We start from the raw sequence: 21,049 nt of genomic DNA, 5'->3' as shown, positions 1-21,049 counted from the left end.
AAGGTGCGGGCAAGGCATGGCGAGAACATGCTGCCGATGGCCTACTGAAAACCGGCCCGGGTCACCACGTCGGCCGAGCCGACACCCCACCATCCACCACCAGGTCATGCCCCGTGACCCAGGACGCCAGCCCCGAGGCCAGAAACACGCACGCGTCCCCCACGTCCTCCGCCCGCCCCAACCGCCCGGCCGGCGCCGCCCGCTCCCACCGCCGCACCCCCTCCGGCCAGGCCTCCTCCAGCCCCTCCCGGTGGATCAGCCCCGGCGACACGGTGTTGACCCGGATCCCGAACGGCCCGTACTCCAGGGCGGCCGAGCGGGCGTGCATCACGACGGCCGCTTTGGAGGCGGAGTAGTGGGCGTGCAGGGGCGCCGGACGGGACGCCTCGATGGAGGCGATGTGGGTGACCGAACCGCCTCCGTCCTGCTGCCGCATGACCTCGGCCGCCGCCTGCGTACACGCGAACACGCTCGACAGGTTGGTGTCCACGACCGCCCGCCACTCGGCCACGGTCATGCCCGGCAGCTCCCGCGTCGGCTGTACGCCCGCGTTGTTGACCAGCGCGGTCAGTCGCCCATCGCCCCACTCGGCGGCCTCGGCCACCACCCGCCGGCACTCGTCCTCGTCCGTCAGGTCGGCCCGCAGCACCAGCGCCCGCCCACCCGAATCCCGGATACGGGACGCCGCTTCCCGCGCCGCCGCCACCGCCGTACGGCAGTGCAGTACGACCGCCGCGCCCTCCTGCGCGAACCGCGTCGCGATCCCGCACCCGATGCCGCCGCCCGCACCCGTGACCAGGGCGACCTGTCCTTCGAGGAGTCCGCGTCCGCTCATGGGCGGCACAGTGCCGCGATGCGGGCGGCCTCGGCGGGATACCGCGCCGTCAGCTCCGCCAGGTCGCCGTGCTCGTAGCCCTCGTAGGTGAAGCCGGGTGCCATCGTGCAGCCGAAGAAGGCCCAGGACCCGCCCGGCACCACCCGCGCGCCCATCCAGGTGCCGGCGGGCACGGTGAGCTGGATGTGCTGGCCGTGCAGGAGGTCGGGGCCGAGCACGGCGGTGCGGGACGTGCCGTCGGGGGCGAGGAGCAGGAGTTCCAGGGGGTCGCCCAGATAGAAGTGCCAGACCTCGTCGGACGGCAGGCGGTGCAGGGCCGAGAAGTCGTCCGCCGTGAGCAGCACGACTATCGCCGAACCCTGCGGGCGCCCGTCGGCCAGCTCCGGTCCCGCCCAGGTGCGCCGGAACAGGCCGCCCTCGCGCGGGATCGGCTCCAGTGTGTAGTGCGCGACGAGGTCTTCAGGGGTCACTCCGGGAAGGCTACCTGCCGGGTGAGGAAAGCGAGTTGGGCCTCCTTTTGCGGGATGTGCACCTCCGGGAGGTCGATCTCGGGCAGCACGACCGCCGGGCCCGCCGTGAAGCCCTGCCTGAGGAAACGGGCGATGGCCTTCTCGTTGCGCACATCGGGGTCCACCACGACCCGCTGCCGGTCCAGGGTCAGGAAGACGTACGACGTCATGACCGTCAGCAACGCCGAGGTCCAACCGGACCGCCCGCCCCCGGCACCGGCCGGCGCCAGCAATAGATGGACGCCGATGTCGCCGGGGCGGACGTCGTAACACTCGCTGACGCGGTCGGCCTCCGGCTCGTAGGTCTGGAGCAGCGCGACCGGGTCGGAGTCCCGCAGGACCAGGAAGGCGTGATGGGTGTCGAGGGTGTCCATGTGGGCGTAGATCTCCGCCACCTGGTCCCTGGTCAGACCGTTCATGCCCCAGAAGGCGGCCCGCTCCTCACTCACCCAGCCATGGACGACGTCGGCGTCGGCCTGCGGGTCCAGGGGCCGGATCCGGACGGCGCCGAAGCCGTCGACCATCTGCTCATGCACCCATTCGCGGGCTGCCGTCGGCTGTTCAGACATCGGATTCCTTCTTGAGCTTGGTGAAATCGGTGACGACCGGGACCAGTTCTCCCCCGAGCCACAGGGGGAGTTGGTCGCGGTGATGGGGTGTGCCCGGAATCCCGGAGGCGCCGAGCGGGACCACCCACAGGCTCGCCTCGCGGTCGGCCAGGTCCCAGACGTAGCGGGCGGCCGGGCCGCGCGCGCTCAGGTCGGTGAGGCCGGGGACGGCCGAGGTGCACAGGACGCAGTCGTGGTCGCCGGAGAGGCCGGGCGGGTCGTACGACGGGTCGGGGAGCGCCCGCCAGGGGACGAGGCGGTGGGCGTCGCCCCAGGTTGGCACCCCGGTTCCGGCGGACTGCTCGGCGGCCACCTCCTCCACCGCCTCGCGCACGGTCTCGGCGCGGTCGATGCCGTACAACTCCTCGGCGCGCAGCAGGTGTTCGAGGGCGAAGCCGATGCGTGGGAGCAGGGCCAGCCAGGGGAGGAGGACCTCCGGGTAGGCGGGCGGGGCGACCAGCGCGGCGAAGGCCGGGTGTGCGGCGAGTCGTCGTACGACCGCCCCGCGCACCGCCGCGTAGACGGCCGCCGCCTCGCTGCTCGCGTCCATGAGGCGGTCCCAGGCCAGGAGGGTCCGCCGGATGGCCGCGGCCTCGGGAGTGAGGGTGTCGAGGGTGTTCAGGAGCTCCAACAGGGGCTCCGCGGAGGCCAGTTGCGTGTCCATGTGGATCGCCGGCATGTCGGTGGCGGACCAGCGGGCCTTCTCCCCCAGCAGGGCCGTGATGCGGTCGGCGCGATGGGGCGGGGCGAACTCGACGCCAAGGGGTGTGGCGATGCCGCGCTGGTTGGCCATGGCGGCGATGCCGTCGGTGAGCCCGCCTCGGGGCGTCTCGTGCCAGCCCTGCCAGTCGTGGCCGGGCTCCCAGGCGGGCACCAGGCGGGTGCGGTTGGCGGCGGAGCGCACCGGCACCCGTCCGGCGACGCGGTGCAGCAGGCCGCCCTCGGTGTCGGCGGCCTGGACGACGTTGACGGGCTCGGCCCAGAGGTCCACGGCACGGTCGACGTCGGCCACGCGACGGGCGCGGAGGAGGGGGAGGAGAGCGCTGAAGCCGAGGTCGGCGGTGACGCGGGGCGGGTAGCGGAGGGCTACGGCGAGGGGAGGGGCGTCGGGGAGCTCGAACCCGGAGGAGAAACCTTCCTGCAGACCTTCCTGCAGACCTTCCTGCAGACCTTCCTGCAAGCCGTCCGGCAGGCCCTCCGGCCCCCCGATGATCACCGGCCCCCGATCCGTCTCGATCACCTCGACCTCGACGGACTCGTTCCCCGCCACCTCCACGACCTCGGTGTGCCGCGTGGCGCGCCGCCAGACCCCGTCCGGACCCAGGGCCTCCACACCCGCGCCGGTGCGCCGCAGCCGCTCCCGGTACAGGTCCTGGTAGTCGGCCATGGCGTTGGTGATGGCCCAGGCGACCGTGCCGGTGTGGCCGAAGTGGGCGATGCCGGGGACGCCCGGGACGGCGAGGCCGATGACGTCGAACTCGGGGCAGGAGAGGTGGAGCTGCTGGTAGACGCCGGGTTCCTCGATGAAGCGGTGCGGGTCACCGGCGATGATCGCCTGCCCGGTGACGGTCCGCTCGCCGCTCACCAGCCAGCCGTTGCTGCCGGAGGTGCCCGGCCCGTCGATGGCGAACAGCCCGATCGCGTCGGGGCCGAGATGCCGTACGGCCTGCTCGCGCCAGAGCTTGGCCGGGAAGCCCGCGAACAGGATGTGGATGCCGAGCCAGACGCCCAGCGGGGTCCAGGGCTCCCAGTCACCGGGAGTCAGCCCGGCCCGCGCGAACTCCGGGGTACGGCGGGCGCCCTCGGCCAGCGTCTCGTTGACCCCGTCGACGTACGCCCGCACCCAGCGCGCCGTCTCGGGGTCCCGTCTCTCCAGCTCGGCGAAACACCGTCTCGCCGTGTCGTCGAGGCGGGCCCGTCTGACGAACCGGTCCCAGGGCAGGGCCTCGGCGCCGAGGAAGGACGCGGAGGTGCCCTTGGCCCGGTGCCGCTCGACCTCCAGCTGCCAGGCCCGGTCGAGAGCGGTCACCCGGCCCTGGGCGCGGGCGAGTTCGGTCACGTCGTCCGCGCGGAGATGCGGAATGCCCCAGGCGTCGCGGTAGATCTCACCCGTCACCCTGTGTCCCTCCTATGCTTTAGGTTAGCCTTCCCTAAGTAATCTGGGCAGGAATCGTACTTGAAGGGTGAAGAAGCCATGGGGCAGGGGCACGGCTGGGAGGGCGCGGTCCTGAAGCTGCTGCGCGCGAAGGACTTCGTGTTCACGGTGACGGGCGCGGAGGACGTCACCCCGCACTATCGCCGCGTTCACCTTCAGGACGGCGGCTTGCTCGCGGCGGCGGGCGTACATCCCACAATGTGGGTCCGCCTGTGGTTCGACAACGCGGGCAAGCCGCACCAGCGGGCGTACACCCTGGTCGACCCGGACCCGGCGGCCGGCACCTTCAGCCTGGAGTTCGCCCTGCACGAGGGCTGCGCCAGCGACTGGGCGCGGGCGGCGAAGCCCGGCGACACGATCGAGGCGACCATCCACGGCACCGGGTTCACCGACCCCGACCCCGCGCCCTCCCACGTCTTCGCCGTCGCCGACCCGGCCTCGCTCCCCGCCCTCAACTCCCTGCTCAGCGCCCTGGACTCGGCCCCGGCGACGGTGTGGTTCGAAGGCGAGCGGGACGACCTCCCCTTCCGCACCGAGCCCGCCCGCCACGACATCCGCACCCTCCCGAGGCGCGACGCCGGCGCCCACCTGGTCGACCAGGTGAAGGAGGCCCTCCCCGACCTCCTCGAGGGCACCCCGGACCCGTACGTCTGGATCGCCTGCGACACGGCGACGACCCGGGCCCTGACGTCGTACGTCCGCAAGGAGCTGGGCGTTCCCAAGCAGCGGGTGAACGCGCTGGGGTACTGGCGCCCCTGAACGTACGGCTGCGGGGCACGTACGGCTGCGGGGCATGAGGCGAGGGGGCATGATCGGGGGCATGGACGTCACCCTTCACCTGGCCCAGGACCCCGAGGCCGACGAACTCCTCGGCCGCAGCCCGCTCGCCGCGCTGGTCGGCATGCTGCTGGACCAACAGGTTCCGATGGAGTGGGCGTTCAAGGGGCCCCGCACGATCGCGGACCGGCTCGGCGCGGAGGACCTGGACGCGCACGACATCGCCGCCCAGGACCCGGAGGCGTTCTCGGCCCTGCTGTCGGAGAAGCCGGCCGTGCACCGCTACCCGGGGTCCATGGCCAAGCGGATCCAGCAGCTGTGCCAGTACCTCGTCGAGCACTACGACGGTGACGCCGAGCTCGTCTGGAAGGGCGTCGACGACGGCCGGGAACTCCTGCGCCGCCTGGAGGCCCTGCCCGGCTTCGGCAAGCAGAAGGCCCAGATCTTCCTCGCCCTCCTGGGCAAGCAACTGGGCGTGACCCCCACAGGCTGGCAGGAAGCCGCCGGCGCCTACGGCGAACCGAAGTCCTACCGCTCCATCGCCGACATCACCGGACCGGAATCCCTGACCAAGGTACGGGCCCACAAACAGGAGATGAAGGCGGCGGCGAAGGCGGCGAAGGCAGCGCGGAAGTAACGGCCGTGGCGGCGGGAGTGGCCTGCGGCCCATAGGCACCGGCCGGGTCCACGGGTGACCCCCTCCGGCACCGCGGGCAGCGACCGCGCCGGCCCGCAGCAACGATCCCCCGTCAGCCAAGTGGCCCGTCCCGAATGGCGGAGCCCGTGCGGGTGTTCGCAGCATGGAGCATGAGCGAGGCACCGACCGGTCCTGCCGGGGGCCGGGACTACGACGACCGCCGGGTGCATGCCGGGCGCTCACCGGGGCCGGGGACGTCCCACGAGCCCGAGCCGCCCTTCGAGGGCCCCCTGCACGCCCTCTCCCGCGCCGCCTGGCAGGTCGTCCTGCTCACCGGGGTCGCCTCCCTGGTCCTGGGTGTTCTGATCCTGGTCTGGCCGGACGCCTCGCTCTTCGTGTCGGGTGTTCTCTTCGGGCTCTACCTCCTGATCAGCGGCGTCTTCCAACTGGTCGCCGCCTTCGGCACGCACAAGACGACCTCGCTGCGGGTGCTGGCGTTCATCAGCGGCACCGTGTCGGTCCTCCTCGGCCTGTTCTGCTTCCGCCGCCCGATGCAGTCGATCCTGCTGCTCGCCCTGTGGATCGGTATCGGCTGGCTCTTCCGGGGCATCACCCAGACCCTGGCCGCCGCCTCCGACCGGTCCATGCCGGCCCGCGGCTGGCAGATCTCCCTCGGCGTGGTCACCGTCGTCGGCGGGATCGTGCTGATCGACTCCCCGATCGAGTCGGTCACCGTGCTCACCTTGATCGGCGGCTGGTGGCTGGTCGCGGTCGGCGTCGTCGAGATCGTCACCGGAATCCGGATGCGGGGGCGGGCCCGCCAGGTCCCGCACGAGCTGTGATATCCGCCGCGCACCGGTACGCCGAGCGGGCGGTTCTCGCGTCCGACGCGATGAACCCGCTACGGCCACCGGGGAGATGACCTCCCGTGAGCACCGCACGCACTGTTCCGCGCAGCCACACCTGGCTGCGGGTCCTCGTGCTGCTGCTCGCCCTGCTGGTGCCGGGCGCGCACGCCCAGGCGCATGCCGTGCCCGCCGTGGCCGGGGTCTCCGGCGAGGCCGTCGAGCACGACGCCCTCGACACGGTCCTGCGGCCACCGGCCCGCACCGACCGGCGCACCACCGTACGGCTGTGTTCCACGCCCCCGTCGAAGCCGGTGCCCGGCGTCCCGGCCCGCCTCTCCCACCCCGCGCAGCCGCGACCGCCGTACGTCCCGCACATCCTGCGCACCGTGGTCCTGCGTTGCTGACAGACCCCCGCGACGAGGTCAGTCAGGACGACACAAGGAGCACAGTCATGCCCACCGACCACTACGCCGTCCTGCGCGCCCTGCTGCGCGCGGAGGCCGTCCGCAACACCCCGAAACCGCAGCTGAAGCAGGCGAAGCCGCAGCAGCCCCCGAAGAAGCGGGAGCGCGGCTGACGCGGGCGCGGCGGAGGTGGCCGGGCTCCACCGGAGCCGGATCCTCCGCCGCGCCGCTCCCCGAGACCTCCTACAGACCCGCCTACCGCCCCCGAGACCTCCAACAGACCCACCTACCGCCTCCGCCGCGCCGTCCCGAAGACCGACCGGGTGATCTCCCGCCCGATCTGCGTACCGATCGACCGAGCCAGGGACTTGAACATGCCGCTCCCGACGACCTGCTCGACGACCGAGGGCTGCTCCTTCTGCTCGGCCCTGCGCGCCCCGGCCCCGCGCTCCCCGGCAGTCACCGCCTCGCGCATCTCGTCGGGCCCCTTCGCACCTCGGGACGCCTGCAGCCGCTCGTACGCCGACTCCCTGTCCACAGCCTGTGCATACCGCCCGTACAGCCCGGACGACGTCACCGCCCGCTCCAGCGCGCCCGCCTCGATCGGCCCCATCAGCGACTCGGGCGCCCGCAACCGGGTCGCGGCGACCGGCGTCGGCGCGCCCTTCTCGCTCAGGACGGTCACCACGGCCTCACCGGTGCCGAGGCCGGTGAGGAGTTCCTCCAGGTCGTACGCCGAGTTGGGGAAGGTCTTCACCGTGGCCCTGAGCGCCTTCTGATCGTCCGGGGTGAAGGCGCGCAGCGCGTGCTGGACGCGGTTGCCGAGCTGGCCCAGGACGTCGGCGGGCACGTCCTTCGGGGTCTGCGTCACGAAGAAGACGCCGACCCCTTTCGAGCGAATGAGTCGCACGGTCTGGGTGATCGAGTCCAGGAAAGCCTTGGACGCGTCGTCGAACAGCAGATGCGCCTCGTCGAAGAAGAACACCAGCTTCGGCCTGTCGGCGTCTCCTACCTCCGGCAGATCGTGGAAGAGGTCGACGAGCAGCCACATCAGGAAGGTCGAGAACAGCTGCGGCCTGTCCTGTACGGCGGCCAGTTCGAGGACCGAGACCACGCCCCGCCCGTCCGCCGCCGTCCGCAGGAGTTCACTCGTGTCGAACTCCGGCTCCCCGAAGAAGTCGGCCATGCCCTGTGCCTCGAACGCAGTGAGGGACCGCAAAATCACCCCGGCCGTGGCAGTGGAGAGCCCGCCGATGTTCTTGAGTTCCGCCCGGCCCTCGTCCGAGGTCAGGAAGGCGACGACCGCCCTGAGGTCCTTGAGGTCGACCAGTTCCAGGCCCTTGGTGTCGGCGTAGTGGAAGATCAGGCCGAGGGACTGCTCCTGGGTCTGGTTGAGCTGGAGGACCTTGGAGAGCAGGACGGGGCCGAAGCTGGTGATCGTGGCGCGTACGGGGATGCCGTGACCGATGCCGCCGAGCGCGTAGAACTCGGCGGGACAGCCGGTCCCGGCCCACTGCTGGTGCACCTCGGCGGTCCGGGACCGCACCTTGTCGTTCGACTGCCCCGGCGCCGCGATCCCCGAGAGGTCGCCCTTGATGTCCGCCAGGAACACCGGCACACCCTGCGCCGACAGCTGCTCGGCGACCAGCTGGAGCGTCTTGGTCTTGCCGGTGCCGGTGGCGCCCGCGACCAGGCCATGCCGGTTCAGCACGGCCAGCGGGACCCGGATCTGCGCGTCGGGCAGACACCGCCCGTCCCAGAGCAGCGCGCCCAGGTCGAGGGCCGGCCCGCTGAACGCGTACCCGGCCGCGATCTCCAGCGCCTCCCGCGCGAGGGCGGGCGCACTGCCACGCGCCTCCGGAGCGGCACCCGGCGACACGGTCCCGGAGCCGGCCTTGCCCGCGTTCTCTCGATCCCTCATGTCGGACCTCCACCGCGTCCGCCCCGATGCCGACCACCACTCCGATCGCCGATCGGATGCCCTCGCCCACCCCCGGTCGGACCATCCCTCCACCATTCGGCCCAACGTCTGTTCGGTTCGGTCCCCGACCGCCGCCCCGGCCTCCGTTCAGGCCCGTTCCGGCTTCCGATCCGGCCACGGTTCCCTCACACCTCGCCGCTTCACCTCACTTTGTCCCGACTTTTCCAGCGTCGCACTCCGCCGCCATGGCTGCGCCCGGAACGTCTTGACCGGTAGGCTTTCCGTGTGATCTTCAAGCGCATCGGAAACGGCCGGCCGTACCCCGACCACGGCCGGGAAAGCACCCGGCAGTGGGCGGACGTCGCGCCGCGCCCGGTCCGCCTCGATCAGCTGGTGACGACCAAGGGTCAGCTCGATCTGGAAACCCTGCTCGCCGAGGACTCCACGTTCTACGGCGACCTCTTCGCGCACGTCGTGAAGTGGCAGGGCGACCTGTATCTGGAGGACGGTCTCCACCGCGCCGTGCGCGCGGCGCTGCAGCAGCGCCAGGTGCTGCACGCGAGAGTCCTGGAACTGGACTGACGGACGGACCGCACCAGTCCCGGACACGCCCCGGGGCGGCGCCCTCGTGCGTCGGCCTGTTGGCCCTTTCGGGTTGGACTGAGCGGTATCGAATGATCATCTAGTAGGCATCGCCGCTCAGGCGCACTACGCTGCGCCCATGAGCATGCTGACTCCCCCGGGCATGGGCGGCGAGTACCGGATCCGGGGGAACAAGTACCCGCGGATGCGCCGTCCCCGGCGACGCGGCAGGCTCGTGGTCCTCGCCGTCGCCTCCGTCGCCGCGCTCGGCATGATCGGCTGGGGAACGCTGCAGCTCATCGACGTCTTCACCGGCAACGGCAGAAAGGCTTCGGCAGCCGGCGCGAAGGCCGACTGCGAGACCAAGGTGACCCCCTCGGGCACCCCCTCGCCCAGCGCCACGGGGCCGCTGCCCAAGCCGGGCGGCATCACCGTCAACGTCTTCAACGCCACCACCCGCAGCGGGCTCGCCAAGCAGACGGCGGACGAGCTCAAGAAGCGCGGCTTCAAGATCGGCGACGTGGGCAACGCGTCGAAGGAGTTCGACAAGAAGGTCAAGGGCACCGGGATAGTGCTCGGCCCGGCCGAGTCGATCAACAGCTCGCTGCCCGTCCTCGCCACCCAGCTCACCAGCGCCGAGCGCCGCACCGACGCCGCCCGCAAGGGCAAGGACGTCGACCTGATCATCGGCAACAGCTTCAAGTCGCTGACGAAGAAGGCGGACGCCGACAAGGCACTGGCCACGCTGGCCGAGCCCGAGCCGACGTCCACCGCCGCGGAGCAGAGCTGCTGAGCGGAGCTACTGAGCGGTCGTAGCCGCTCGGGAACTTGCTCGGCTACTCGGCCGCGCCGTAGAGCCGGTCCCCCGCGTCGCCCAGCCCCGGCACGATGTACCCGTGCTCGTTGAGGTGGTCGTCGACCGCCGCCGTCACCACCGTCACCGGCGTCCCCGCCAGCTCGCGCTCCATCAGCTCGACGCCCTCGGGCGCGGCGAGCAGCACCACGGCCGTGACATCGTCGGCACCGCGCTTGATCAGCTCCTGGATCGCCGCGACCAGCGTGCCGCCGGTGGCCAGCATCGGGTCCAGGACGTACACCTGACGCCCGGAAAGGTCCTCGGGCATACGCGAGGCGTACGTGGACGCCTGGAGCGTCTCCTCGTTGCGGATCATGCCCAGGAAGCCCACCTCGGCGGTCGGCAGCAGCCGGACCATGCCGTCCAGCATGCCGAGGCCGGCCCGCAGGATCGGCACCACCAAGGGACGCGGGTAGGAGAGCTTGACGCCGGTGGTGTCGGTGACCGGGGTCGTGATGTCGACCGCTTCGGTGCGCACGTCCCGCGTGGCCTCGTAGGCGAGCAGGGTGACCAGTTCGTCGGCGAGCCGGCGGAAGGTCGCGGAGTCGGTGCGCTGGTCGCGCAGCGTGGTGAGCTTGTGGGCGACCAGGGGGTGGTCGACGACGTGGAGACGCATGTCCACAACAGTAACCGGGCCGGGTATGCCCGGCGCCCCCGCACACGGCAAGCCCAAGGCCATCGCTTCAGCCTTGCGCTGGCATCAAACCACCCATCGGAGGGAAAGTGGGAGGCACGTACCGGGGGTGGTGAGCCTATGCCCGATCGTGAGTCCCCAGCGGATCCCACACAGGCGACGCAGGACGCGCAGGACACGCGCGAGGAGACCGACGCCGCGCGCCGCCGGCGGCGCGCCCAGTTCCTGCGGGAGCTCGCCGAAGCCCGCGAACTCCGGGACCGCGTCCAGCCGCGCCGCGCCAAGACGGCCCGCCTGCGACACGCGATGCGCATGCGGACGTTCCGCTGGTAGGGCGGGCGGGCCGGAGGGGAAGATCCGCGGCTCTCGGGGGCGTTGGAGCGGTGGGGGTGCGTGGACAGCTGGAAAAGCCGCGTACGATCCGCAGGTGGCGGCAACGAGTGCGCTGGTGAGTCCTTCACGGACGTGCTCGCGGGCCCCCTCGGGCCCACGCGATCAAAACTGCCGGACACAGGGTGCCGAAGACGTCCCCTGAACGCCTTGTTTCTGCCACGATTCCGAGTGGGTGGGGCTCGGACCCCTAGCCTCCCCGCCCGCAACCTCCGCCGGGGGGAAGCCCAACCGGCACGCCTATGACCAGTGGGAGAGTCACGGTGTACTTCGCCGCACTGCTCGCGCGCACCGAAGACGGGTGGGAAGCGAGCGACACAGAGCTCGACGATGTGGAGACCCTGTCTGATCTGGCCGAACTGGCCCGTGAAGCCTCGCCTGAGGACGACACGGTGCTGGTGCTCATCGAGCAGGAGGACTCCTGGTTCGGTGTCGTCCGGATCGACGGCGAGGACGACCCTCGTATCTACGTCTCGGATGCCGCCGCCGCCGCCCGCAGCAGCTACGGAGAGATCCTGCTCACCGACGAGATGCTCGGCAGGGAGCCCGGCGACGACGACGCCGACCTGGACTCCCTCGACCTCGACGGCACGGAGGAGCCCGACGGCGACTCCGACGACGAGGTCGGCGGCTCCGCCGAGGCGGTCCCGCACAGCCCCGTCGGCGACAGTTCGATCCTCGACGACCTCGGCGTCGGCGAGAAGGAGCTGAAGGCCCTGGACGCCGATGACGCGCTGGGCGCGATCGCCGAGGCGCTGGGCGCCTCGGAGGTGCTGGAGACCGTCCGCTGACCTCGTTCGACCAGGGGTCGGCGGCCGAGCCGCCCGACCCCGTACGCGACCGCTGGCGAGCCGCGATGCGGCTCGCCCTGGACGAGGCCGAACTGGCCGTCCGGGGCGGGGATGTCCCCGTCGGCGCCGTCGTCCTGTCCGCCGACGGGACGACCGTGCTCGGCGCCGGCCACAACGAGCGCGAGGCGACCGGCGATCCGACCGCGCACGCCGAGGTGCTGGCGATCCGACGGGCTGCCGCCGAATGGGGAGGGGCGGCGCGAAGCGCCTCCGTCAAGGGCGGTGGTGGGAGACGGGCGGGCGAGTGGCGGCTGTCCGGCTGCACGCTCGTCGTGACGCTGGAGCCCTGCACCATGTGCGCCGGTGCGATCGTGCAGTCCCGGGTGGACCGGGTCGTCTACGGCGCCCGGGACGAGAAGGCCGGCGCGGCGGGGTCCCTCTGGGACGTCGTGCGCGACCGGCGGCTCAACCATCGCCCCGAGGTCGTCGAGGGCGTGCTCGCCGAGGAGTGCGCCCGTCTGCTCACGGACTTCTTCCGGACTCGGTGACACGAGCCCGGGGCAGCAGCTCGGGGCAGGAGCTCGGCGAATACCGATTTCAGAGCATGGCCCGCCTTGCTGTAAGGTCTCCCTCGGTAGCGTGTCCGAGCGGCCGAAGGAGCTCGCCTCGAAAGCGAGTGTGGCGCAAGTCACCGAGGGTTCAAATCCCTCCGCTACCGCTGAAGAAGGGCCCCGTCGACAGACGGGGCCCTTCGTGCTGTTGATCTCAGGAGAGGCGCGAAGGTTACACTCACCGCCGGTAACACAGGGCCCTTTTGGCTCTTTCGGCTCATTCGGCGCAGCAGCCACAGGGGAGGCCGCGATGGCGGTGAATTCGAAGAAGGTCGCCGTCTATGTGCTCGTGGTCTTCGTGCTCTATCTGATCATCACGGACCCGGCCAAGGCCGCCGACTACGTGCAGATAGGGTTCGAGGGCATATCGGACGCGGCCAAGGCCATCGGCGACTTCATGACGTGGATCGCCAACGGCGGCGACAGCTAGGCCCTGCCGTGGCCTGACCCAGGGAGTACCCATGATCCGCCACCTGGTCCTCTTCAAGCTCAACGAGGGCGTCGAGCGCGACGACCCGCGGGTCGTGGAGGGTGTCGAGGCCTTCCGCTCGCTGGAGGGCAAGATCTCCGAGATCCGGCACTGGGAGCTCGGCTGGAACATCAGCGACCGCCCCATCGCCTACGACTTCGCCATCAACTCCGCCTTCGAGGACACGGCCGCCCTGCGGACGTACGCGGAGCACCCCGAGCACCAGGCGGGCGTCACCCTGTGGCGGGAGTTCGCCACCTGGGTGATCGCGGACTACGAATACTGAGCCTCGGTACCCCGGAGCCCTCCGCCGTAACGGCGGGGGGCTTTCGCGTGTCTTGCGCACCGATCCATCCCCAACACGGGATTATGCGGTACTTGAACACAATGAACTGTCTTGTGATGCTATGACCGCTTTTGACCGATGAGTTGATGGATCACGAGGTGGAGTTGACCGTGCCGGCCAGTACTGCGCCTCAAGCCCCGAGCCCTCAAGCGCCGAGCCCTCAAACCCCCAGCCAGCAGGAGACCCCCACGGCGGCGCCACCCCGTAGTCGCGGTGCCGACACCCGGGCGCTGACCCAGGTGCTCTTCGGCGAGCTCAAGGAGTTGCAGCCGGGTACGCCGGAGCACAACCGCGTGCGCGGGGCGCTCATCGAGGCGAACCTCCCGCTCGTGCGCTATGCGGCCGCCCGTTTTCGCTCCCGCAACGAGCCGATGGAGGACGTGATCCAGGTCGGCACGATCGGGCTCATCAACGCCATCGACCGCTTCGACCCGGACCGGGGCGTGCAGTTCCCGACGTTCGCGATGCCGACCGTCGTCGGCGAGATCAAGCGGTACTTCCGCGACAACGTCCGCACGGTCCACGTACCGCGCCGGCTGCACGAGCTGTGGGTCCAGGTCAACAGCGCGACCGAGGACCTGACCACCACCTTCGGTCGCACCCCCACCACCGCCGAGATCGCCGAGCGGCTGCGCATCACCGAGGACGAGGTGCTGTCCTGCATCGAGGCCGGGCGGTCGTACCACGCCACCTCGCTGGAGGCCGCGCAGGAGGGCGACGGGCTGCCCGGGCTGCTGGACCGGCTCGGCTACGAGGACCCGGCCCTGGACGGCGTGGAGCACCGGGATCTCGTCCGGCACCTGCTGGTGCAACTCCCCGAACGTGAACAGAGAATCCTTCTCCTGCGCTACTACAGCAACCTCACCCAGTCGCAAATCAGTGCGGAACTCGGGGTATCCCAGATGCACGTTTCGAGGCTACTCGCGCGTAGCTTCCAGCGACTTCGGTCGGCGAACCGGATCGAGGCGTAACCGCAAACAGGATCGACCGGTAACCGTCGCGAGCGAATCGCTCACCAGGGCGGATCCCGACAGTTCTGCGGTGAAATACCGTCAGACCCCGTTTATCCAGGGCGGATTCAAGTCTCACATGTCGACATGTCACTACAGCGTGTTGCCGACATGTGACATTCTTCGGGAAGCGCGTTTGCCGTGGCCTCGGCTCCGGTATTCAGGTGAAGGCCGGCGTTCCTCGATCCGGAGCGTTCGCCGCGACCGTCCCGCGACCCAGAGGGGGTGGCATGTCCGCAGATCAGGGCAGCTCGAAGGTGCTCACGCTCACAAAGAGCGAGTCCGCGCCCGACGCCGCGCTCGGCCCCATCGATGATGTGACGGCCCTGGCGGCCGCTGACGCCCCGGCCCTCCCGGCCGCCGACGTCCCGGCCCTGCCGGCTTCGGTGAACATCGACACCCGCACCCTGTCCCGCTCCCTGTTCCTGCGGCTCGCCGCGCTGGACGAGAACAGCCCCGAGCGCGCTTACGTCCGCGACACCCTGATCGAGCTCAACCTCCCGCTGGTGCGTTACGCGGCCGCCCGCTTCCGCTCCCGCAACGAGCCGATGGAGGACATCGTCCAGGTCGGCACCATCGGCCTGATCAAGGCGATCGACCGCTTCGACTGCGAACGGGGCGTGGAGTTCCCGACGTTCGCGATGCCGACGGTGGTCGGCGAGATCAAGCGGTTCTTCCGCGACACGTCCTGGTCGGTGCGCGTCCCGCGCCGCCTCCAGGAGCTGCGCCTGGCGCTCACCAAGGCCAGCGACGAGCTCTCCCAGAAGCTGGACCGCTCCCCGACGGTCACCGAACTGGCCGCCGTGCTGGGCGTGTCCGAGGAGGACGTCGTCGACGGCCTCGCGGTCGGCAACGCGTACACGGCCTCCTCGCTGGACTCCCCGGCCCCGGAGGACGACGGCGGCGAGGGCTCCCTGGCCGACCGGCTCGGCTACGAGGACACCGCGCTGGAGGGCGTCGAGTACCGCGAGTCCCTGAAGCCCCTCCTCGCCAAACTCCCGCCCCGCGAGCGGCGCATCATCATGCTGCGCTTCTTCGCCAACATGACCCAGTCGCAGATCGGCGAGGAGGTCGGCATCTCCCAGATGCACGTCTCCCGGCTGCTGACCCGGACCCTGGCGCAGCTGCGCGAGGGCCTCATCTCCGACTGACCCCTTCCGTCCCCTTCATATTTGACGGAGCGTCAGCCACCATGGCCCGATGCTTCGATCACCCTGGACGACATGGACACATGGCCGTCGGTGCGCCCTGATCGGCGCGTCGGCGGCCGTCGTCTGTCTGGGCGGGGCGCTGGCCGCGTGCGGGGGCGGCGGGAGTGGTGAGGGGTACGTCGCGACGGGCGCGGCGGGCGGGCCGCCGAGGGTCTCCGGTACGGCGGTCCTGCCGACGGGCGAGGTGACGCTGGTGCCGCTCGACGGTCCGGAGGCCGGAGAGGACGGCGGCACCGGTCGCACCCCCGGCAACTCGGGCAACTCCCCAGAGCGGGAGGGGAGTCAGGATCCGCCTTCCCCCGAAGGCACAGGTCGCTCGCCACAACTCCCGGGCATCACACCCGAACCCGCGGGCACGCCTGCCGACTCCGCCACCGCGCCCGGCAGTTCACCCACGCCCTCTACGGCCGCGCCACCCTCGACGCCTTCGACACCCTTGCCGCCCGCAAAGCTGACCGTGAGCGACCCCGTACGGGAGCCCACGGACAAGCGCTGGTGCGAGAAGGTGACCCTCGGCTTCCACAACTCGGGCGGCACCGCCGTGCGCTCGGGCACCGTCACCTTCGGCACCCACATCATCGGCGCGCTCGGCATCGACTGGGCGACGATCGAGTCGACGGAGAAGCTCCCGGCGCCGATCGGGGCCGGCGCACGCAAGGAGAAGGCCTGGACGGTGTGCGTCGACGCGTGGCGCGTACCGCTCGGCATGCACATCGAGACGCGGGACGTCGACGTCCAGGACGTCCGGTGGGACTAGGGCCTGCCGACAGGGCCCAGGCCGACGCCGTAATGATCCGAACGACAGGCCCTGGCGGACCGTACGGCCTACTTGAACGCCAGCCAGGCCACGGCCGCGACGACCGCCACGGCGACGACGACGCCGAGGATCAGGCCGATGCGCGGTCCGCCGCCGGAGGAGGCCTGCTGTCGACCGCCCTGCGGGGACTCGTCGACGAACGCGCGGAACATCTGGGTGCTGCCGGCGGGGTCGTGGTTGCCCTGGGGGCCCTGGGTGTTAGCCATGGCCTGAGACCCTAGCGAATCCGCCCGTTCGGCCCAAGTGGGGGCCGCGGGCCTGCACAGGGGGTCACAGGACCCACCCCACCTGCACATTTACGGTCGCAATACTTGCCTTTGCCAAGTTTTTGCGGCGCGGCCCCCTCATTTGTTTGCCTGTAGCAACCAAACGCTTCTATGGTTGCCCAAAGCAACAAACACGGGAGGTGTGATGGCCGAGCAGGCGCAGTACGAGGAGCTGGTCCGCCAGTTCAGCGCCTTCGGCGCCGTGAAGCGGGAGATGGGACGGACGCTGCCGTCCGACTGTCCCGGGGCTTCCGCCGCCGTACTGACGTTGCTGGCCCGCCATGGAGAGATGCGCATGAGCAAGCTCGCCGAGCTGCTCGCCGTGGACATGTCGGTCACCAGCCGCCATGTCGCCCACGTCGCCGAGCGCGGCTGGATCGAGCGCTCCCCCGACCCCGCGGACAAGCGGAGCCGCATCCTGCGCCTCACCCCCGACGGCGAGGACCGGGTGCGGGAGATGTCCCGGCGGACCACGCAACTGCTCGCCGAGCGGCTGAGCGACTGGACCGACGACGAGGTCGCCCAGCTCACCCGGCTCATGGCCCGGCTGAGGGCCAGCTTCGACGACTGCCGTACACCCGCGATCACCCAGTAACAGCCCCGAGCCCCCCCCCAGCCACAGAGCCAGAGAGCCAGTAAGAGAAGGAAGCCCATGGCAACGACCACACCAGCCGGTGTGCGGGCCCACGCCAAGCACGCCGGAGGCCCGTCCGCCGACGGCGCCCCGATGTCGCACCGGCAGATCATGGAAGCGCTGACCGGGCTGCTGCTCGGCATGTTCGTCGCGATCCTGTCGTCGACGATCGTCTCCAACGCCCTGCCCGACATCATCAAGGACCTCGGCGGCGGTCAGAGCGCCTACACCTGGGTGGTCACCGCGTCGCTGCTGGCGATGACCGCGTCCACACCCCTGTGGGGCAAGCTCGCCGACCTCTTCTCCAAGAAGCTGCTCATCCAGCTGGCCCTCGTCATCTTCGTGGCGGGCTCCGCGCTGGCGGGTCTCTCGCAGAACGCCGAAATGCTCATCGCGTTCCGCGCGGTGCAGGGCATAGGCATGGGCGGTCTGTCCTCCCTGGCCCAGATCATCCTGGCCGCGATGATCTCCCCGCGTGAGCGCGGACGCTACAACGGCTACCTCGGTGCCACCTTCGCCACCGCGATGGTCGGCGGCCCGCTGATCGGCGGCGTCATCACCGACACCGACTGGCTCGGCTGGCGCTGGTGCTTCTACGTCGGCGTGCCCTTCGCCGTGATCGCGCTCATCGTGCTGCAGCGCACCCTGCACCTCCCGGTCGTCAGGCGGAAGGTCAAGGTCGACTGGGCCGGCGCCTTCTTCATCACCGCCGCGGTCTGCCTGCTGCTGGTCTGGGTGACCTTCGCCGGTGACAAGTACGACTGGATGTCCTGGCAGACGGGTGCGATGACGGGCGGCGCGCTGGCGCTCCTGCTGATCTTCCTCTTCGTCGAGACCAAGGCAAGCGAGCCGATCGTCCCGCTGCGCCTGTTCCGCAACCGCACCATCACCCTCGCGTCGCTGGCCTCCCTGTTCGTCGGCATCGCGATGTTCGCGGGCACGATCTTCTTCAGCCAGTACTTCCAGCTGGCCCGCAACGAGTCGCCGACCATGTCCGGCGTCCTGACCATCCCGATGATCGTCGGCCTGTTCATCTCGTCGACCGTCTCCGGCCAGGTCATCACCCGCACCGGCCGCTGGAAGGCCTGGCTGCTCGCCGGCGGTGTCCTGGTGACCGCGGGCCTCGGACTCCTCGGCACGATCCGCTACGACACCGAGTACTGGCACGTGGCGATCTTCATGGCCCTGCTGGGTCTCGGCGTCGGCATGATGATGCAGAACCTGGTGCTGGCCACGCAGAACCAGGTGGACCCGAGCGACCTGGGCGCCGCCAGCTCGGTCGTGAACTTCTTCCGCTCCCTCGGCGGCGCCATGGGCGTCTCGGCCCTGGGCGCGGTCCTGAGCCACCGCATCACGCACTACGCCGAGGAGGGCCTGACCAAGCTCGGCGTGCAGGGTTCGTCGGGCCACGGCGAGATCCCGGACCTCGACGCGCTGCCCGGCCCGGTGCGCACGGTCATCGAGAGCGCGTACGGCCACGGCGTGGCGGACGTCTTCCTCTACGCCGCACCGATCGCCTTCCTCGCCCTCCTGTTCGCCCTGTTCATCAAGGAGGTCCCGTTGAAGACGAAGGGCGCGCTGGCGCAGGCCGCGGAGTCGGAGACGCCGCAGAGGACTGGTGCGGCGGAGACTGCGCAGGCCTCGGTGACCGCGCCGGCCGCCGCGCAGGAGCGGACGCCGAGCTGGGCGGTCACGTCCTCCGAGACCGAGATCGCTCCCGAGGGCACCCGGCAACTCGCTGCCGTGGCCACGGTGGCCCGCCCCGAGGAGACCGGCCCGGTGTCCGGGGGCGTTCCGGTCCGCGGCTTCGTCCGGGGCGCCGAGAGCGCGCCGGTGCCGCAGGCGGCGGTCACGCTGATCTCGCTGGCCGGGCGGCAGCTCGGCCGGTCGGTGGCGCAGGCCGACGGTTCGTACGGGGTCGACGCGCCGGGCGCGGGATCGTACGTCCTGATCGCCTCCGCCGACGGCTTCCAGCCACAGGCCTCCACGATCGTGGTGGGCGGCGACGAGCCGGTGGCGTACGACATCCTGCTCAGCGGCACGAGCGGCCTGAGCGGTGTGGTGCGGGCCGCGGGGAGCGCGCTGCCGGTCAAGGACGCGATGGTGATCGTCACCGACGTGCGCGGCGACCTGCTGGCCACCGCCGCCACCGGTGAGCAGGGCGAGTTCGGCTTCGCCGAGCTGGTGCCGGGTGCCGTGACCGTCGCGGTGAACGCCGCCGGGTTCCGGCCGCGCGCCCTGCCCGTCGAGATCGGCGGCACGGGGGTGACCCGGATCGAGGTCGACCTCGACGCCGGCGCCCAGGTCCGGGGCGTCGTAAGGGCGCCGCACGGCCCGCTGGCCGACGCCCGCGTGACCCTGGTCGACGCGGCGGGCAACGTGGTCGGCACCGCGACGACCGGCTCGGACGGGGCGTACGCCTTCACCGACCTGGACGGCGGCGAGTACACGGTCATCGCGACGGGCTACCCGCCGGTCGCGACGGCCCTGACGGTCACCGGCCGCGGCGCCGACGACCACGACATCGAACTCGCCCACCCCGGCGAGTAGTTGTGCCCCGGCCCGTGGTGAGGCGGCGCGCTCCGAGCGGAGGCGGTGCCGCCCGCCACGGGCCGGTTTCTTTTGAGCTTGTGAGGAGTACGTGAGATGGGACTGACCGCGAGGATCCGTACCCGGGACGGATGGGCCGTGTCGCACGCGGTCGTCACGGTGACGGACATGACCGGAGCACAGGTGCTGCGGGTGGAGGCGGACGCGGAAGGAGCCGTCCGGGACGCGAATCCGCTGCCTACGGGGCCGTACACCGTCATCGTCACCGCCGTCGGATACGCCCCCGCCGCGGCGACCGCGATCGTGACGGCGAGCGGCCGGGCCGAGGTCGGCACGGTGACACTGGCCCGCCAGGGCGGCACGGAACTCCCGCCGCCGGGCCCCTGGACCATCGACCCGGCACACTCCACCGTGGCCGCCGTCGCCCAGCACCTGGGCATCTCCAGCGTGCGGGGACGTTTCACGGCCTTCACCGGCGCCATCGAGATCGCGCCGGACGATGTCACCAAGTCCCGCGTGGAGGCGGTGATCCGGGCCGACTCGATCGACACGGGAAACGCCATGCGGGACGGCCACCTGAAGTCGCCGGACTTCCTGGACGTGGAGAAGTACCCCGAGATCACCTACCGCTCGACGGGGGTCACGGCTGCCGCCGGCTCCGACCGCTGGACGGTACACGGCGAGCTCGCCATGCACGGTGTCGTACGGCCCGTGGACCTGAACCTGGCCTACCTCGGTACGGGGGCCGACCCGTGGGGCGGGACTCGGGCGGCGTTCCGGGCGACGGCGGAGCTTCATCGGGACGACTTCGCCATGAACTACAACCAGGTGGTGCAGGCGGGGATCGCGGCCATCGGTACGACGTTGAAGGTGGAGCTGGACATTCAGGCTGTGCAGGGGGAGTCGCTGCCGGCGGCTTGAGCGGCGTCCGCGTCGCTCAGGAGGGCGAAACGGCGGGCGGCGCGACCGGGCACGGGCCGTTCGGCGCCGAGCACGTCAAGGTCCAGTGGTCCGTGGCCGTCGCCGTGTAGGCGGCGCGCCATGCGTCCAAGTCGTCGTGGTCGCGGATGCAGCCGCGGCAGCGACCACGGGGAATCTGCCTCGGGAGGTACCTGTACCCCTTCAGGGTGCGGGCCGGACGGATGTGGTGCCACCAGCAGGGTCACGCTCACCGGGCCGGTCAGACCC

General features: G+C 70.9%; 25 protein-coding genes and 1 tRNA gene. 19 read left to right on the top strand and 7 right to left on the bottom strand.

The window, feature by feature from the left end; genetic code table 11:
• Positions 1 to 61 precede the first annotated feature (61 nt).
• From BLU79_RS45835 to BLU79_RS45820, 4 genes are read right to left on the bottom strand one after another with little or no spacing between them, the layout of a single operon-like run.
• Positions 62 to 835, bottom strand: coding sequence for an SDR family NAD(P)-dependent oxidoreductase (locus BLU79_RS45835; protein ID WP_093911997.1), 774 nt, complete (start codon positions 833 to 835; stop codon positions 62 to 64).
• A complete protein-coding gene (locus BLU79_RS45830; RefSeq protein WP_093911996.1) occupies positions 832 to 1,305 on the bottom strand; it encodes a cupin domain-containing protein in 474 nt (157 codons plus the stop codon). Before BLU79_RS45830 ends, BLU79_RS45835 begins: the two co-directional genes overlap by 4 nt.
• Positions 1,302 to 1,913, bottom strand: a complete 612-nt coding sequence (locus tag BLU79_RS45825) for a GNAT family N-acetyltransferase (RefSeq protein WP_093911995.1) — start codon at positions 1,911 to 1,913, stop codon at positions 1,302 to 1,304. Before BLU79_RS45825 ends, BLU79_RS45830 begins: the two co-directional genes overlap by 4 nt.
• Positions 1,906 to 4,068 carry a penicillin acylase family protein gene (locus BLU79_RS45820; protein ID WP_093911994.1) on the bottom strand — a complete coding sequence of 721 codons (2,163 nt, stop codon included), beginning with the start codon at positions 4,066 to 4,068 and terminating at the stop codon, positions 1,906 to 1,908. Before BLU79_RS45820 ends, BLU79_RS45825 begins: the two co-directional genes overlap by 8 nt.
• 78 nt (positions 4,069 to 4,146) lie before the next feature.
• Between BLU79_RS45820 and BLU79_RS45815 the strand changes: the two genes are divergently transcribed.
• The 5 genes from BLU79_RS45815 (at position 4,147) to BLU79_RS49660 (ending at position 6,946) form a co-directional block, all read left to right on the top strand.
• Positions 4,147 to 4,866 (top strand): siderophore-interacting protein, encoded by a 720-nt coding sequence (locus tag BLU79_RS45815; protein WP_093911993.1) that lies wholly within the window; start codon positions 4,147 to 4,149, stop codon positions 4,864 to 4,866.
• A gap of 61 nt (positions 4,867 to 4,927) precedes the next feature.
• On the top strand, positions 4,928 to 5,521 hold the full coding sequence (locus BLU79_RS45810) for an HhH-GPD-type base excision DNA repair protein (protein ID WP_093912013.1): 594 nt from the start codon (positions 4,928 to 4,930) through the stop codon (positions 5,519 to 5,521).
• A gap of 170 nt (positions 5,522 to 5,691) precedes the next feature.
• On the top strand, positions 5,692 to 6,363 hold the full coding sequence (locus BLU79_RS45805) for an HdeD family acid-resistance protein (protein WP_093911992.1): 672 nt from the start codon (positions 5,692 to 5,694) through the stop codon (positions 6,361 to 6,363).
• Positions 6,364 to 6,449: 86 nt separating this feature from the next.
• Positions 6,450 to 6,773, top strand: a complete 324-nt coding sequence (locus BLU79_RS45800) for a hypothetical protein (RefSeq protein ID WP_256333749.1) — start codon at positions 6,450 to 6,452, stop codon at positions 6,771 to 6,773.
• Positions 6,774 to 6,820: 47 nt separating this feature from the next.
• Positions 6,821 to 6,946, top strand: a complete 126-nt coding sequence (locus BLU79_RS49660) for a hypothetical protein (RefSeq protein WP_256333748.1) — start codon at positions 6,821 to 6,823, stop codon at positions 6,944 to 6,946.
• 113 nt (positions 6,947 to 7,059) lie between these two features.
• On the opposite strand, the gene BLU79_RS45795 is transcribed toward BLU79_RS49660, so the two are convergent.
• Positions 7,060 to 8,694, bottom strand: a complete 1,635-nt coding sequence (locus tag BLU79_RS45795; RefSeq protein ID WP_093911991.1) for a helicase HerA-like domain-containing protein — start codon at positions 8,692 to 8,694, stop codon at positions 7,060 to 7,062.
• Positions 8,695 to 8,979: 285 nt separating this feature from the next.
• Between BLU79_RS45795 and BLU79_RS45790 the strand changes: the two genes are divergently transcribed.
• Together BLU79_RS45790 and BLU79_RS45785 are read left to right on the top strand one after the other, a co-directional pair.
• Positions 8,980 to 9,276, top strand: coding sequence for a type II toxin-antitoxin system VapB family antitoxin (locus BLU79_RS45790; RefSeq protein WP_003999914.1), 297 nt, complete (start codon positions 8,980 to 8,982; stop codon positions 9,274 to 9,276).
• A gap of 139 nt (positions 9,277 to 9,415) precedes the next feature.
• Complete coding sequence (locus tag BLU79_RS45785) at positions 9,416 to 10,069, top strand: LytR C-terminal domain-containing protein (RefSeq protein ID WP_256333747.1); 654 nt, start codon at positions 9,416 to 9,418, stop codon at positions 10,067 to 10,069.
• A 43-nt stretch (positions 10,070 to 10,112) separates the two neighbouring features.
• Here BLU79_RS45785 and upp read toward each other — a convergent pair whose 3' ends face one another.
• A complete protein-coding gene (upp, locus tag BLU79_RS45780; protein ID WP_093912011.1) occupies positions 10,113 to 10,748 on the bottom strand; it encodes a uracil phosphoribosyltransferase in 636 nt (211 codons plus the stop codon).
• Positions 10,749 to 10,886: 138 nt separating this feature from the next.
• On the opposite strand from upp, the gene BLU79_RS45775 reads away from it, so the two are divergent.
• The 9 genes from BLU79_RS45775 (at position 10,887) to BLU79_RS45735 (ending at position 16,351) form a co-directional block, all read left to right on the top strand.
• The gene (locus tag BLU79_RS45775; RefSeq protein ID WP_093911989.1) at positions 10,887 to 11,099 is read left to right on the top strand and encodes a hypothetical protein; all 213 of its coding nucleotides are present in this window, start codon (positions 10,887 to 10,889) and stop codon (positions 11,097 to 11,099) included.
• 320 nt (positions 11,100 to 11,419) lie between these two features.
• A complete protein-coding gene (locus tag BLU79_RS45770) occupies positions 11,420 to 11,947 on the top strand; it encodes a tRNA adenosine deaminase-associated protein (RefSeq protein ID WP_093911988.1) in 528 nt (175 codons plus the stop codon).
• A gap of 65 nt (positions 11,948 to 12,012) precedes the next feature.
• Positions 12,013 to 12,495 carry a nucleoside deaminase gene (locus tag BLU79_RS45765; RefSeq protein WP_093911987.1) on the top strand — a complete coding sequence of 161 codons (483 nt, stop codon included), beginning with the start codon at positions 12,013 to 12,015 and terminating at the stop codon, positions 12,493 to 12,495.
• Between the two features lie 85 nt (positions 12,496 to 12,580).
• Positions 12,581 to 12,665 (top strand) — tRNA-Ser (locus tag BLU79_RS45760).
• Between the two features lie 143 nt (positions 12,666 to 12,808).
• Complete coding sequence (locus tag BLU79_RS45755; protein ID WP_093911986.1) at positions 12,809 to 12,988, top strand: hypothetical protein; 180 nt, start codon at positions 12,809 to 12,811, stop codon at positions 12,986 to 12,988.
• A gap of 31 nt (positions 12,989 to 13,019) precedes the next feature.
• Complete coding sequence (locus tag BLU79_RS45750) at positions 13,020 to 13,313, top strand: Dabb family protein (protein ID WP_093911985.1); 294 nt, start codon at positions 13,020 to 13,022, stop codon at positions 13,311 to 13,313.
• 146 nt (positions 13,314 to 13,459) lie between these two features.
• Positions 13,460 to 14,344 carry an RNA polymerase sigma factor SigF gene (locus BLU79_RS45745; protein ID WP_177001457.1) on the top strand — a complete coding sequence of 295 codons (885 nt, stop codon included), beginning with the start codon at positions 13,460 to 13,462 and terminating at the stop codon, positions 14,342 to 14,344.
• A 269-nt stretch (positions 14,345 to 14,613) separates the two neighbouring features.
• Entirely contained in the window at positions 14,614 to 15,534 is a 921-nt protein-coding gene (locus tag BLU79_RS45740; RefSeq protein WP_093911984.1) for an RNA polymerase sigma factor SigF, read from the top strand.
• Between the two features lie 49 nt (positions 15,535 to 15,583).
• Positions 15,584 to 16,351 carry a hypothetical protein gene (locus BLU79_RS45735; protein ID WP_093911983.1) on the top strand — a complete coding sequence of 256 codons (768 nt, stop codon included), beginning with the start codon at positions 15,584 to 15,586 and terminating at the stop codon, positions 16,349 to 16,351.
• Between the two features lie 68 nt (positions 16,352 to 16,419).
• Here the strand turns inward: BLU79_RS45735 and BLU79_RS45730 are convergent, their stop codons facing one another.
• Positions 16,420 to 16,617 carry a hypothetical protein gene (locus BLU79_RS45730; protein ID WP_093911982.1) on the bottom strand — a complete coding sequence of 66 codons (198 nt, stop codon included), beginning with the start codon at positions 16,615 to 16,617 and terminating at the stop codon, positions 16,420 to 16,422.
• 205 nt (positions 16,618 to 16,822) lie between these two features.
• On the opposite strand from BLU79_RS45730, the gene BLU79_RS45725 reads away from it, so the two are divergent.
• The 3 genes from BLU79_RS45725 to BLU79_RS45715 all read left to right on the top strand — a co-directional run bounded on the left by BLU79_RS45725 (position 16,823) and on the right by BLU79_RS45715 (position 20,782).
• Positions 16,823 to 17,272, top strand: a complete 450-nt coding sequence (locus BLU79_RS45725; RefSeq protein WP_093911981.1) for a MarR family winged helix-turn-helix transcriptional regulator — start codon at positions 16,823 to 16,825, stop codon at positions 17,270 to 17,272.
• Between the two features lie 57 nt (positions 17,273 to 17,329).
• The gene (locus BLU79_RS45720; protein ID WP_093911980.1) at positions 17,330 to 19,861 is read left to right on the top strand and encodes an MFS transporter; all 2,532 of its coding nucleotides are present in this window, start codon (positions 17,330 to 17,332) and stop codon (positions 19,859 to 19,861) included.
• Between the two features lie 96 nt (positions 19,862 to 19,957).
• The gene (locus BLU79_RS45715) at positions 19,958 to 20,782 is read left to right on the top strand and encodes a YceI family protein (RefSeq protein ID WP_093911979.1); all 825 of its coding nucleotides are present in this window, start codon (positions 19,958 to 19,960) and stop codon (positions 20,780 to 20,782) included.
• The last annotated feature ends 267 nt before the right edge of the window (positions 20,783 to 21,049 follow it).

The sequence above is a fragment of the Streptomyces sp. cf386 genome, from assembly GCF_900103585.1.
GTDB lineage: Bacteria > Actinomycetota > Actinomycetes > Streptomycetales > Streptomycetaceae > Streptomyces.
The sequence above is the reverse complement of the archived record's forward strand: the minus strand, read 5'-3'. Positions and strand labels throughout refer to the sequence as shown.